This window comes from Streptomyces sp. NPDC059524 (assembly GCF_042749255.1).
GTDB lineage: Bacteria > Actinomycetota > Actinomycetes > Streptomycetales > Streptomycetaceae > Streptomyces > Streptomyces xanthii.
On sequence record NZ_JBHYTK010000137.1, the window covers coordinates 9,069 to 22,635 of the forward strand.

Below are 13,567 nucleotides of genomic sequence, written 5' to 3' on the forward strand. Positions count from 1 at the left end.
CGGGTTTCAAACCGGGGCGGTTTTTTTGGTCGAATAAGCACACCCCACGCGTGGGGGCGGGGGTGGGCGCGCCGGGGGCGGGGGGCGCCCACCACACACCCGTTCCCCGATCCGCGCGGAGGCTCCCGCTCGCGCAGGTACCGGCAGACCGCTCGGCACAGCATGTCGGGAGCGTCGGCCCTCGGAGATCAGAGAGAGACTGAAGACATGGAAGAGCTGTGGCCCCCGCCTTCCGGCGCGGTCGCCGATGCGATCAGGGCACTGTGCCAGCGCCTGTTGGCGGACACGGAGGCCTTGGTCGACGACCTTGCAGGACCCTCTCTCGAGGCCCAGAAGGACCCTGCCCTTCTGAAGGATGCATCGCTGGCGGAGGAGGACCGCGAGCTCAATCGATCCGATCTGGTCCAATGGCTGACCGCGAACGTTCAGCACCCGGGTCGGCGGGTGGAGCCCTATATCGGCCCCAGAACGCTGGCGTACATCCACGACCTCGCCTCCCGTGGCATCGCGCCCGACTTCGCCGGTGCCTGGCGCGTGGTGCTGGGGATCGGATGGCGGCGATGGGTGGAGGAATGCGTGGCGCACTGTGCCGACCCGGACCTTCTCGTCGAGGTCCTGGACGTGTCGGCGAGGTCGCTGGTGCAGTACGCCCTCGACTCGGTCGCCGCACTGCGCCAGGCCGGACCGGCAGCCGCGATGGGCAACGCCGACGCCGAGGGGATCGCACTGATCCAGCTGATCGCCGGCGGAGCTCCGATGGCGGAGGATCTCGCCGAGGCGCGCCTGCGCTACCGGATGGCGCGCTGGCACGTGGGTCTCGTGCTGTGGGTCGATGACCCTCGGCAGGCCGACGCTCTGGACGGAGCGATCCCGGCCGTGCGTTCCGCCGCCGCCGGTCGCAGCGCCCTGGTGGCCCGAGCGAGCGCCACATCGCGGTGGTTGTGGCTCTCCGGGACGAGCGTCCCGGACCTCCACCCGGTGGCGAAGGCCCTGGGAACGGCCGACGAGGTGCGCGTGGCGGTGGGACGGCCAGGACGCGGACTCGAAGGATTCAGATCGAGCCATCAAGAGGCTCTCGCGGCCCAGGCGTTGGTCAGCCGGCTCGGGACCGACCGGCGGTTCACCGCCTACGCGGACGTCGAGATGATCGACGCGCTCACGAAGGACCGCGCGGGCGCCCGCCGGTTCGTCAGCAACACGCTCGGGCCGCTGGCCGAGGCCGACGCGGCTCTGCGGCAGGCACTCCTCACCTACGTGCAGTGCGGCTTCAACACCACCCGGGCGGCGGCCAACCTCTACGCGCACCGCAACACGGTCGAGCGGCGGGTCTCGCGCGCGAACGAGCTCTCGGCCGTCAAGGTGGAGGACAATCCCACCCACGTGGCGGCGGCGCTCCTGGTGCTGGAGATCGTGCCGGACATCATCGAGTCCCGCCCGAACTGACCTCACCTCACAGAGTCGTGGAGCTGGAGCTTCCTGAACCGGCGAAGGGCCGGAAGAGCGAGCAGGGTGGCGGCGGACAGGACCGCGAACGCGATCTCGGGGCGGGTGACGAACACTCCGACAACCGTCGCCAGCAGCACCCCTCCCAGATTGCCGGCCATCCAGACCAGGCCGGCCGCCGTGCTCTCCGCTTCGGGCGCGTGCCGCTCGCTCAGGGAGAGCACGATGGGAAGCGCCGGGAGCAGTACGAACCCTGTCCCGAGGAGCGTCAGGATCGCCATGGGCGTGCTCGGGACCAGGGCGAGGTGCAGACAGGCCCCGGCGGTGAACACGATCGCCACGCCCATGACCTGGACCTCACGGCCGCTGCGAGCCGCCCGGACCGGGACGACGGCGCAGCCGATGACTCCGGCGATCATGGTCAGCGCGAGGATGAGTCCCGCAGCGGATTCAGAGACCCCCGCCGGCGCCAGCAGCGGTTGCACGAACGTCGCGAGAGCGATGAACGTGCCCATCGGGACGGCGACGACCGCGCACAGACGCCGTACGTGGCGATTGCCGAACGCCGCCCGGAACGCGCGGAATCCGCCCGTCACGGATACACCCCCGGTACCCGCCCGGGGCGAAACGCGAAGTGCTCCGACGAGACAGAGCCCGGCGTCCATGGCGATGAGGGCCGTGATGAGGGTCAGGGTGCGGATGTGGCTCTCCCCGGGCAGAAACGTGCCCAACAGGTAGCCCAGGACCATGCCGGCGAACGTGGCGGACGATGCGGCGGCGATTCCTGTGGCGCGGTGCTTTTCGGCGAGATAGCCCACGGCAAGGCCCGGTATGGCGTTGAGGATGAACGGCTGCCCCACCGCGGCGACGACCTGCCCGACGAACGCCCAGGTGTAGTCGTCGCGCACCAGTCTCAGGAATGCCCCTGACGCGGTGAGGACCGCGCCGACGATGAGCCCTGGACGGAGAAACCGGTCGAGCACGATGCCCACCGGGATGGCGAGGGCGACGTAGACCAGCGGAAACACTTGGGACAGCCAGCCGATCGCGCCGACGGAAACACCGAAGTGCCGCGCCGCGTCGTCCGTCACGGGCGCGTAGTTCACGAAGAGAGCCTGGGTCGCGGCCGCCAGGAGTCCGTAGGCGAGGAAGACGACCCACCGGCTCTTCGAGTGCTGTTCGACGAGCGGCACAGGAGTGGTCGCAGCAACGGGTGGTGCCTCCGTGAAAGTGCCCACGGGCGGTGCGGGACGGCTGAGCGACCCGCCGCGTCTGCGGGCGCTGCGCCGGATCATGACCGTGGCGACTGCGCCCGCGCCTACGGCGGCAGCTCCGCGCACTCGCCGACGAGCGGTCGTCAACTCTGGCATGTCATTGTCCTTGTCGGTCGACGGGGGTGCTCCACTGTCGCGACCCCGATCGCCGATGGATACGACACGTCGCACCTGGGTTCGTGCTGCCCTGTGCACTCGGCACTACCGGTGCGGTGCGGACCCGGAGTGCGGTTTCGCCCGAGCCGCCCGGGGCGTCGTGATAGCGTCAAAAGTAGTTCAAATGACTGAGTCAAATCTTCACGGAGGGTCGGATGGCCTACGTCTCCGCAGCAGCGCGGCGAGAGCAGTTGATCGAGGCGGCCGTGCGGGTGATCGCGCGCGAGGGCGCCGACGGAGCCACCACCCGGAAGATCGCCGACGAGGCGAAGGCGCCCCTCGCCTCCCTCCACTACTGCTTCCAGAACAAGGAAAACCTCCTGCTCGCGGTCTTCCAGCAACTCTCCGACGAGATGCCGGTGCACGTCGCTCAGGCCGAGGGTGAGCCCACGAGTCTGGGGGAGCTCATGGAGCAGAGCCTGACGCGCGCCATGCGGTGGAGTACGGAGAACCTCGTCCGGACACGGGCCATGATCGAGGTCATGATGTGGGCCGAGCGCCACGACCCCGAGCTGTCCGTCAGCTTCTACGACGCCTTCCTGAAGTCGTCGGATGCCTACCTGCGCCAGGTCGACGTGCCGCTCTCGGACGAGGAGCTCCACTCGGTCGTTCGGGTCGCCATGTCCCTGGTCGACGGCCTCTCGCTGCAACTGCTCTCGAGCGGGGACACGGAGCGCACGCTGCGCGACACGGCGACCGCCTGCGAGATCCTCAAGGCCTTCCTGAGGGAGAGGGAACGAGAGGCCGTGCGGCAGTAACCGGTCCTAGTCCAGGCGGACACAGGCGAGCCGGCGGTCCGCGTACTGGCGCCGGAGGACCTTCTTGTCGAACTTGCCCACGCTGGTCCTGGGGATCTCGGCGACGAAGGCCCAGTGCTCCGGAAGCTGCCACTTGGCCCAGCTCCCCGCGAGGTGCTCCCGGAGCGCCGCGGCGTCGGCCGGCTGACCGTCCCTCAGGACGACGGCCACACAGGGACGTTCGTCCCAGCGCTCGTCGGGGACACCGAAGACGGCCGCCTCGGCGACCGCGGGGTGCGCCATGATGTCGTTCTCCATGTCGATGGAGGAGATCCACTCGCCGCCGGACTTGATCACGTCCTTCGCGCGGTCGACCAGGGTGAGGAACCCGTCCGGGCTGATCCGGCCCATGTCACCGGTCCGCAGCCACCCCTCGTCGAAGGATTCGGCCTCGACCGGCTCGCCGTCGGGGCTGTAGTAGGAGCCGGTGATCCAGGGGCCGCTCACCTCCAGTTCGCCGACCGACTCGCCGTCGTGCGGCACGAGGGCGCCGTCGTCGTCCTTGAGCCGGAACTCGACCAGCGGGGCGAACTGCCCCTGGCTCATCCGGTACTGCCACCGCTCCTCGCCGGACGCGTGGACCGGCGGGTGGGCGACGGTGCCCACGGACGAGGTCTCGGTCATCCCCCAGCCGTGGACGACCTCGATTCCGTGCTCCTCCTCGAAGGTCTTCATCAGTGCGGGCGGCATGGCCGAGCCGCCCACGACCACCTCGCGCAGGTGGCTGATGTCCTGGGGGCGGTCCGCGAGCCGGGCGGCCAGTCCCGTCCAGATGGTCGGCACGGCGGCGGCGAAGGTCGGGCGCTCCGCCGCCATCATGGCCAGCAGCGGCTCAGGCTGAAGGAAGCGGTCGGGCATCAGGAGCGACGCGCCGGAGAGCAGCGACGCGAACGGCAGACTCCACGCGTTGACGTGGAACATCGGCACTATCGCCAGGCAGCGGTCCTTCGCCGACAGCCCCATCGCGGCCGGAGTGGTCATGTGCATCGCGTGCAGGAAGAGCGAGCGGTGGGAGTACACCACACCCTTCGGGTCGCCGGTCGTGCCCGAGGTGTGACACATCGCCGCGGCCGAGTGCTCGTCCAGCACGGGGAAGTCGTAGACGTCGGGGTGGGCCTCGACAAGGGGCTCGTAACGGTGCACCTCGACCCCGCGGGGTGCCCGGAAGCCGGCGGCGTCACCGTTCACGACGATCACATGGCGCACCGTACGGAGCCGGGGGAGCACCTCTTCGAAGGCGGAGGCGAGCGACCCGTCCACGAACACCACGCGGTCCTGCGCCTGGTCGGCGACGAAGACGAGCTGGTCGGGGGAGAGTCGGATGTTCAGCGCGTGCAGCACCGCGCCCATCGCGGGAACCGCCGTGTAGACCTCCATGTGCTCGGTGTTGTTCCACATGAAGGTCGCCACGCGGTCGCAGACGCCGACCCCCAGGCCGCTCAGCGCGTTGGCCAACCGCGCGGCGCGTGCGCCGAGTTCACCGAACGTCCGATGACGCCCCGCCGAACCCGTCCAGGTGGTGACCGTGGAATCGGCGTGGGCGACGGTCGCGTAGCGCAGCAGCTTGGCGAGCGACAGTGGCCCGTCCTGCATCGTGCTCAGCATTCCTTGCTCCTTGGCTGGGGATCGCCTTGTCGGCATGCGAGGGGTGCGGCATCGCGTCGTCCCTGACCGCGGAAAGCGATCGACGCAGCAGGGTTGACGCCGGCCCAGAAGTGGGCGAATGATTTAGACATCTGATCTAGTCAGACGACTCTACTCAACCTTGCGAGGCCGTCGCAACGCCCTGGCGAAGGGTTACCGGGCAGTTCGCTCCCTGCGGTGCAGGGTCGGTTCGACGTGCCGCAACGCATCGTGTGAACAAGGTGGGAAGTGACCTTCATGGATCAAGCCATCGAACGCGTCGACGTGGTGATCGTCGGTGCCGGACTCTCGGGCATCGCGGCGGCGGTGGAGCTGAAGACGCGGCATCCCGGGCGGTCCTTCGTCATGCTCGAGGCGCGCGCCGACCTCGGCGGCACCTGGGACCTCTTCCGGTACCCCGGGATCAGGTCCGACAGCGACATGTTCACGCTCGGGTTCGGCTTCAAGCCGTGGACCGACGAGAAGTCGATCGCCTCCGGCCGGGCCATCCTCGACTACCTCAACGAGACCGTCGACGAGTACGGCCTGAGGCCGCACATCCGGTTCGAGAGCCGGGCTCAGGCGGCCGACTGGTCGCCGGACGACCGCGCGTGGACCCTGGAGGTCGAGGGCCCCGCGGGCCGTAGGCGCGTCGCCTGCTCCTACCTCTACCTGGCTTCGGGCTACTACGACCATGACAGCGGCCACCAGCCGGAGTTCCCCGGACAGGACGCGTTCCGCGGCACGATCGTCCACCCTCAGCAGTGGCCCGCCGGACTCGACTGCACCGGTAAGCGCGTGAGCGTCATCGGCTCGGGCGCCACCGCGATCACTCTGGTCCCGGCCCTCGCCCGGACCGCCGCCAAGGTCACGATGGTGCAGCGATCGCCCTCGTACGTGGCCATCGACTCCGATGTCGACGAAGAGGCCAACCGGCTGCGCGAGGACGTCGGCGGCCGGGAGGCGTTCACCCGCATCCGGCTCCGCAACCTCCAGGACCAGCAGGCGAGGTACCAGTTCGCGCGCGCCGACCCCGAGACCTTCAAGAAGCCCCTCTTCGACGAGATCGAGAAGATCGTCGGCCGCGAGTACCGCGAACGGCACTTCACCCCGGCCTACCAGCCCTGGGACCAGCGCCTGTGCCTCGTGCCCAACGGGGACCTCTTCCACGCCATCAAGGACGGCAGGGCGGAGGTGGTGACGGGACATATCGACACGTTCACCGAGGACGGCCTGCGGATGACGTCAGGTGAGGAGGTGCCGGCCGACGTGATCGTGACCGCGACCGGGCTGCGACTCGTCACGCTGGGGAAGATCCGGTTCAGCCTGGACGGTGAGCCGATCGACTTCTCGAAGACCTTCACCTACAAGGGGGTCGCGTTCAGCGGCGTCCCGAACCTCCTCATGGCCTTCGGATACCTCAACTCCTCCTGGACCCTCCGACTCGAACTGGTCAACCGGTACTGGAGCGCGCTGCTCACGAGGATGGACGAGCTGGGCGCGCAGGTCGTGACGCCCGTCCTGCGTGACGAGGACCGGGGCATGGCCAGGGACCCCTGGCTCAAGGACGTCTCCTCCGGCTACCTCGTGCGCCACATGGCCGCCATGCCGGCGCAGGGCGACCGCGAGCCCTGGATCAACCCCCAGGTCCACGAGCGCATGAAGGGCCTGCTCGACGCGCCTTTCGAGGACGGCGTGCTGCGCTTCGCGTAGGGCCGGAGTACGGGCTGAATTCCGTGCCGACATCCGGTTGACACCCGTGCTTCACCGACACTACATTCAAAGTCAAATGACTCAGTCAAATGATCCAGTTCGTTGTTCGAGTGGATCCGACGGGCAGCGCCGGCCCTCCTGGCGGCCGCGAAATGATTGAGGTGAGTGCCCATGAGTGGCGCTGTAAGAATCGACGTCGAGACGGATCCGACTCCGCTCGTTCTTTCACTCGCGAAGGTCCTGCTGGAAAGCGCGGACCTTCCCGAACACCGTGAGCTGTTCCCCGGGCTGAGCGGCGCCGTGGCGCTGCGCTCGGGCATCGACGCGCAGGCCGCGACCCTCTCCTTCGCCGACGGCGGCGTGCGGGTCGACCACGGAGTGGCCCCGGGCCTCGAAGCGATCCCGCTCGTGCCCTACGCCGAGTACCTGCTGACCGCGACGCCCGATCCGCTCGCCGAGGCCGTGGCCGCGCTGCTGAACCCACCGCTCCCCGATTGGCGCGATGCCGCGGCGTCCTTCTGGTCGGCGAACGAGGGCTCGGAAGGGTTCCCCGAGGAGCTCCGCGTCGTCTGCTCGACGGAGGAGCAGGAGATCCGCTTCGGCCAGGGATCGGAGGCAGGGGCGGCGTACGAAGTGCACGGTCCCGCGGAGGCGCTGGCCGCGACGTTCAGCGGGCGTGGTGACTCCTTCCTCTTCGCCCTCGCGACCGGCGTGACGGTCGTCGGCGGTGTGGGGCAACTGTCGGCGATGTGCGGCGCGCACTGGAAGGTGAGATTCGGTGGCTGAGATGACCATGGAAGAGCTGGGTCGCTGGCTCGACGAGCATGCGATTACTTCGGTCGAGATTCAGGCGACCAATCTCGACGGCACCTTTGTCGGAAAGACGCTTTCCCGGGCCAAATTCCTCGGCGGGATCGAGCAGGGATTCGCTTTCGCGGATGTCGTGTTCGGTAACGACCTTGACAGTTTCCCGATGCTCGGAATGGCCTTTCCATCCTGGCGCGGTGAAATGGAGGACATTCTCCTCCGCCCCGATCTCGGCACGCTCTGTGTGTGGAAGCCGGGCAAGGCCGCCGTCATCGGTGACTTCTGGACCCAGGACGGGACCCCGGTCTCCGTCTGTCCGCGCAACCTGCTGCGCCAGGTCGCGGCCGAGGCCCAGGAGCTCGGTTTCGAGGTTCGCACCGCCGTCGAGATCGAGGCGACCGTCTTCGAGGAGTCGGTCCGCGAGGCCCGCTTGAAGGGCTACGAGAACCTCACCCCGCTCGGCGGCACCAGCGGCAGCGCCTACGTGCTCGCCAGGGACGCCGAATGGCGCGCGTACCTGGAGCGGGTGGAGGAGCGGCTGCGGGCCATCGGCATCGACTGGGAGGCCTGGAACGACGAGGCCGCCGCGGGCCAGGTCGAGGTCAACGTCGCGATGGGCGACGCCGTCGCGGTCGCGGACCGGTGGGCCCGATGTCGTCAGGTGATGCGCGAGGTCGGCCACGAGCTCGGCCGGAGCGTCACCTTCATGGCGAAGTGGTCGGACGCCTGGGGCCAGGCCTCGCACCTGAACATCTCGCTGGAGACCCCGGCCGGGAACGCCTTCTACAGCCCCGACGGCACCTCCGAGGTCATGAGCCGGTTCCTCGGCGGTCTGATGCCGGCCATGGCGGGCACGACCTCGATCGCCCTTCCCTTCATCACCTCCTACCGCCGGCTCGTCCCCGCGGAGGGGCCGCCCACGACCGTCACCTGGGGCATCGGCAACAAGACGACGGCCGTGCGCGCTGTGGTCGGCCACCCGAAGCAGTCCCGGCTCGAGTACCGCGTGCCGGGTTCGGACGCCAACATGTATCTGGTCAGCGCCGCCGTCCTCGGCGCGGGCCTCTTCGGGATCCGTAACGAACTCGAGCCTCCCGCCCCCTTCACCGGCATGGCCTGGTTCCTCCCCGAGAGCGAGCTGATCCCGGCGAGCATCAGCCAGGCCGGCGCGGCCCTGGACGCCGACAAGATCCTCCCCGAGGCGCTCGGCCGGGAGTTCGTCACCTACTGGCTCGGCACGCGCCGCTGGGAGTGGATGTCGTTCCACACCATGGGCGGGGCCGATCCCGACTGCGGGATCACGCCCTGGGAGCGCAACCGCTACTTCGAGCTCGCATGAGTACCCGGATCACTGCCGCCGTCCTCAACACGGCGCCGGGCCTCCTCGAACTCGAGGAGCTCGTGATCGACGACCCCGGACCCGACGAGGTCCTGGTGAAAGTGGCGTACGCCGGCCTGTGCCACTCGGACCTGCACGAGATCGACGGGACCTTCGCGTCGCAACCGCCGATCGTCCTCGGCCACGAGGCGGTCGGTCAGGTCGTGGCCGTCGGCACGGGGGTGGACGGGTTCGCGCCGGGCGAGACCGTCGTGACGTGCCTGTCCGTGCACTGCGGCACGTGCGAGTACTGCGTGACCGGCCGGCAGACCCTGTGCGTGCACCGCTCCCGGCTGCAACAGGAGCGGCCCAGGCCTCGGCTGACCAAGCCGGACGGCCGTCCGGTACGGCCGACCGCCGGCATCGGCGCCTTCGCCGAGATGATCCTCGTCCACAGGAACAGCCTGGTCGCCGTCCCGGACGACATCCGTCCGGAGACCGCGAGCGTGCTCGGCTGCGCCGTCACGACCGGTATGGGCGCGGTGCTGCACAGCGCCTCGGTGCACACCGGGGACAGCGTCGCCGTGATCGGCCTCGGCGGCGTCGGCTTCGCCGCAGTCCAGGCCGCCCAACTGGCGGGCGCGGCACGGATCATCGGCATCGACGTGGTGCCCGGCAAGCTGGAGCGGGCCGTCGGATTCGGCGCGACGCATGTCGTCAACGCGCGGGAGAGCGACCCGGTCGAGGCGGTGCGGGCGATCACCGGCACCGGCGTGCACCACGCGTTCGAGGCGGTCGGCTCCGGCACCACGGCCGGGCAGGCGTTCGCCATGCTCCGGCCCGGCGGAACAGCGACCGTGATGGGCATGATCCCGGACTCGCAGCCGGTGCAACTGCGCGGCGCGGAGCTGTTCCTGGAGGAGAAGCGCATCCAGGGCTCGTTCATGGGCTCCAACCACTTCAAGGTCGACGTTCCGCTGTACGCGCACTTCAACCGCATGGGTCTGCTCCGGCTCGACGACCTCGTCACCGCCCGGTGCGACCTGGCCACCATCAACGACGGATTCAAAGCTCTGGCGTCCGGACACGAGATCCGCGTCGTCGCCCGGGTGGGGGAGGTGTGAACATGAAGCCGCTGATCGGAATCACGGGGCGCCGCCTGAGTCTGGGCATGGTGAAACGGACGTCCCGCCGCTTCCAGTACCAGTTCATCAACTCGTACTTCAGCGCGTTCGGCGACAACGTGTCGGCCGCCGGCGGGATACCCGTCAACCTGCAGTTCAACGTCGACGCGGAGAGCGTGGTCGAGCGTCTGGACGGGCTCATCGTCACCGGCGGCCAGGACATCCACCCCGCGCGGTGGGGCGGCAAGGCCGAGGTCGACCCCACGGTCGACCCGCGCTGGGACTTCGACGCGCCGGACCGCGAACGGGACGCGTACGAGGCGGCCCTGATCGTGGCCGCGCTGCAGGCCAACGTACCGATCCTCGGTGTCTGCCGCGGACACCACCTGCTCAACATCGTCCTCGGCGGCACCCTCGTCGAGCACCTCGAAGAGGGCCCGATCGCCCACGTGTCGCCGAACTTCGCACCGGACGACGGCGACGACGCACACACCGTCCACTTCACGCCGGGCACCCTCGCCCACACGCTCTACGGACCGCGGCGCGTCGTCAACTCCTGGCACCACCAGGCCGTCGACCGCCTCGGCCAGGGACTCAGCGTGATGGGCAGGACCGCGGACGGCGTCGTCGAAGCCATCACGCTCGCCGACAGCCCGGTGGTGGGCCTGCAGTGGCATCCCGAGTGGATGGCGTCCCCGGACCCCGTCTTCGACTGGCTCGTCGCCGTGTCGACGAGCTCCGTCCCCAGCCCCGCCCTGAGAGGAGGTGCGGCATGGTGAACCCCGAACGCACCGGCATCGCACGAACGCTCGACGACTGGCTGGACCTCAAGAGCCGACTGAGCCTGTCCCGCGGCATGTGGATCAACGGCGCATCGGTCCCGGCGCGGGCCGGCCGGACGGCCACCCTGGTCAGTCCGCGCGACGGACTGCCGCTCGCGGAGGTCCCCAGTGCCGACCCCGACGACGTCGACCGGGCCGTCCAGGGCGCCAAGGAGGCGTTCTCCTCCCGGGTCTGGGCGGGCCTGGAACCCCGTGAACGCGGCGCGGTGCTGATCCGCTGGGCGGACCTGCTCGACGAGCACCGCGACGAACTCGCCCTGCTGGTCGCGCTGGAGATGGGCAAGCCGGTCACGGTCGCCTGGTCCGTCGAACTGCGCACCGCCATCAACACGATCCGCTGGTACGGCGAACTCGCGGACAAGCTGATGGACGAGTCACCGCGCGGCCGGAACAGCTCGGTCGCCCTGGTGACGCGGGAGCCGCTGGGGGTCGTGGGAGCGATCACACCGTGGAACTTCCCGATGACGCTGTCGATGTTCAAGATTCCCGCGGCCCTCGTGTCCGGGAACAGCGTCGTCGTCAAGCCCGCGACGCAGACGCCGCTCTCCCTGCTGCGCGCGGCGGAACTCTCCGCCGAGGCGGGCCTGCCGGCCGGAGTGCTCCAGGTGCTCACCGGCAGCGGCGCCACCGTCGGCTCGGCGCTGACGCTCCACCACGACGTGGCCACGGTGACCTTCACCGGCTCGACCGAGGTCGGGAAGCAGCTCCTCACCTACGCCGGGCAGTCCAACGCGAAGCCGGTCTGGCTGGAGCTGGGCGGCAAGTCCCCCAACATCGTCTTCCCCGACGCACCGGATCTCGACGAGGCCGCGCGGATGGCCGCCTGGGCGGTCTCCTTCAACAGCGGGCAGATGTGCACGGCGGGTTCGCGGCTCCTCGTCCACGAGGACATCCGCGACGAGCTGATCGCCCGGGTCGTCGACCACCTCGGCCGGCACACGATCGGCGACCCGCTGGACCCGGCCACCACGATGGGACCGCTGGCCTACGCGGGGCATCGCGACGACGTACTGGACGAGGTGCGCAAGGCCATCGCGGACGGAGCCCGGCCCGTCCTCGGCTCGGACCGGAAGCGGACCGACGGCCTGTACGTGGACCCGGTGGTCTTCGCCGACGTCGACCCCGACAGCCGCCTCGCCCAGCACGAGATCTTCGGCCCCGTCCTCGCGGTCACCACCTTCCGCGACGAGGCCGAGGCCCTCGCGATCGCCAACAACTCCGACTACGGACTCGGTTCCGCGATCTGGACCGGCGACCTCGCCCGCGCCCACCGGCTGTCGCGGCAGATCCAGGCCGGCCTGGTCTGGGTCAACTGCTACGAGGAGGGCGACTCCTCCGTGCCGTTCGGCGGCCGGAAGCTCTCCGGGCACGGCGCCGACCGGAGCCTGCACGGCCTCGACAAGTTCACGACCTTGAAGACCACCTGGATCGAACTCACCTGAGCCAGACCCCGAACGAGGGAGAGGATTCCCATGGGAGCACAGAAGAAGGACCAGCACCTGACCTCCGTGGCGGCCGACACGCCCGCCGAGGAGATTCTCAAGATCGTGACCCGTGACGGCGGCGTCATCATCAAGAACTTCCTGACGAAGGAGCAGATCGAGCGCTTCAACTCCGAGATCGAGCCGCCGCTGCAGGCGCTCCGTCCGGGCTCGACCCACGAGAACGAGATCGTCGCCGCGTTCCACGGCAGCAACACCAAGCGGCTCACGAACCTGGTGACGCACAGCCCCACGTTCCGCAACGAGATCATCGACCACCCCCTGGTCCACGAGATCAGCGACTCGGTGTTCCTCGAGGAGTCGGGCACGTACTGGATGACCACCGCACAGGTCATCGAGATCGGCCCGCACAGCCAGGCGCAGATGCTCCACCGCGACCTGGAGAACTGGTTCCCCTTCATCGGGATGGGACCCAAGGGCCCTGAGGTCACCATCAACTTCCTGGTCGCCCTGACCGACTTCACGGAGGAGAACGGCGCCACCCGCGTCATCCCCGGGAGCAACCACTGGGGCGACTTCGAGGACCGCGGCGAGCCCGGGCAGACGATCCCCGCGGTCATGGACGCCGGAGACGCCCTGCTGATCAGCGGCAAGGTCGTCCACGGCGGTGGCGCGAACCAGACCGACGACTTCTACCGCCGCGGCGTGGCCTTCACGTTCAACTCGGGCTTCCTCACCGGCGAGGAGGCGTACCCCTTCCTGGTCGACATGGAGATCGCCAGGACGCTCTCCCCGCGCGTCCAGCGCGTGCTCGGCTTCCGCTCCCAGTACCCGACGGGCTCGCCGGGCCTGTGGCAGGTCGACTACGCCGACCTGGGCGAGTACCTCAAGCTCATATCGCCCCCCCACCCCCGGGGCGCGGGGGGGGGCGCGGGCGGGGCGTGGGGGGGGGGGTCTGTGGGGGGGCGGGGGGGGCGCCGCCCGGGCTCGCGGAGGTCGGCGGCGAGGGCGGCGACGCGGTCCTGGTC

The 13,567-nt window shown here is 69.4% G+C and carries 11 protein-coding genes; 9 read left to right on the top strand and 2 right to left on the bottom strand.

What is annotated here, in order from left to right; all coding sequences use genetic code 11:
• The first annotated feature begins 207 nt into the window (after window positions 1–207).
• On the top strand, window positions 208–1,443 hold the full coding sequence (locus ACFW9D_RS29750; protein ID WP_384626910.1) for a PucR family transcriptional regulator: 1,236 nt from the start codon (window positions 208–210) through the stop codon (window positions 1,441–1,443).
• A gap of 2 nt (window positions 1,444–1,445) precedes the next feature.
• Here ACFW9D_RS29750 and ACFW9D_RS29755 read toward each other — a convergent pair whose 3' ends face one another.
• Complete coding sequence (locus ACFW9D_RS29755; protein ID WP_384626913.1) at window positions 1,446–2,636, bottom strand: MFS transporter; 1,191 nt, start codon at window positions 2,634–2,636, stop codon at window positions 1,446–1,448.
• Window positions 2,637–3,028: 392 nt separating this feature from the next.
• Between ACFW9D_RS29755 and ACFW9D_RS29760 the strand changes: the two genes are divergently transcribed.
• Complete coding sequence (locus ACFW9D_RS29760) at window positions 3,029–3,631, top strand: TetR/AcrR family transcriptional regulator (RefSeq protein WP_384626916.1); 603 nt, start codon at window positions 3,029–3,031, stop codon at window positions 3,629–3,631.
• Between the two features lie 6 nt (window positions 3,632–3,637).
• On the opposite strand, the gene ACFW9D_RS29765 is transcribed toward ACFW9D_RS29760, so the two are convergent.
• Window positions 3,638–5,275 carry a long-chain fatty acid--CoA ligase gene (locus ACFW9D_RS29765; RefSeq protein WP_384626919.1) on the bottom strand — a complete coding sequence of 546 codons (1,638 nt, stop codon included), beginning with the start codon at window positions 5,273–5,275 and terminating at the stop codon, window positions 3,638–3,640.
• A gap of 276 nt (window positions 5,276–5,551) precedes the next feature.
• Between ACFW9D_RS29765 and ACFW9D_RS29770 the strand changes: the two genes are divergently transcribed.
• The 7 genes from ACFW9D_RS29770 to ACFW9D_RS29800 form a co-directional block, all read left to right on the top strand.
• Entirely contained in the window at window positions 5,552–7,006 is a 1,455-nt protein-coding gene (locus ACFW9D_RS29770; RefSeq protein WP_384626922.1) for a flavin-containing monooxygenase, read from the top strand.
• A 171-nt stretch (window positions 7,007–7,177) separates the two neighbouring features.
• Window positions 7,178–7,792 (top strand): hypothetical protein, encoded by a 615-nt coding sequence (locus ACFW9D_RS29775; protein ID WP_384626925.1) that lies wholly within the window; start codon window positions 7,178–7,180, stop codon window positions 7,790–7,792.
• A gap of 223 nt (window positions 7,793–8,015) precedes the next feature.
• Window positions 8,016–9,152, top strand: a complete 1,137-nt coding sequence (locus ACFW9D_RS29780; protein ID WP_384626929.1) for a glutamine synthetase family protein — start codon at window positions 8,016–8,018, stop codon at window positions 9,150–9,152.
• Window positions 9,149–10,255 (top strand): Zn-dependent alcohol dehydrogenase, encoded by a 1,107-nt coding sequence (locus tag ACFW9D_RS29785; RefSeq protein WP_384626932.1) that lies wholly within the window; start codon window positions 9,149–9,151, stop codon window positions 10,253–10,255. The genes ACFW9D_RS29780 and ACFW9D_RS29785 overlap by 4 nt, the downstream gene beginning before the upstream one ends.
• Window positions 10,256–10,257: 2 nt before the next feature.
• Entirely contained in the window at window positions 10,258–11,034 is a 777-nt protein-coding gene (locus ACFW9D_RS29790) for a gamma-glutamyl-gamma-aminobutyrate hydrolase family protein (RefSeq protein WP_384626936.1), read from the top strand.
• A complete protein-coding gene (locus tag ACFW9D_RS29795) occupies window positions 11,028–12,539 on the top strand; it encodes an aldehyde dehydrogenase family protein (protein ID WP_384626939.1) in 1,512 nt (503 codons plus the stop codon). The genes ACFW9D_RS29790 and ACFW9D_RS29795 overlap by 7 nt, the downstream gene beginning before the upstream one ends.
• Before the next feature lie 30 nt (window positions 12,540–12,569).
• Window positions 12,570–13,567 (top strand): phytanoyl-CoA dioxygenase family protein (locus ACFW9D_RS29800; RefSeq protein WP_384626942.1); only part of this gene is annotated, 998 nt, incomplete at its 3' end.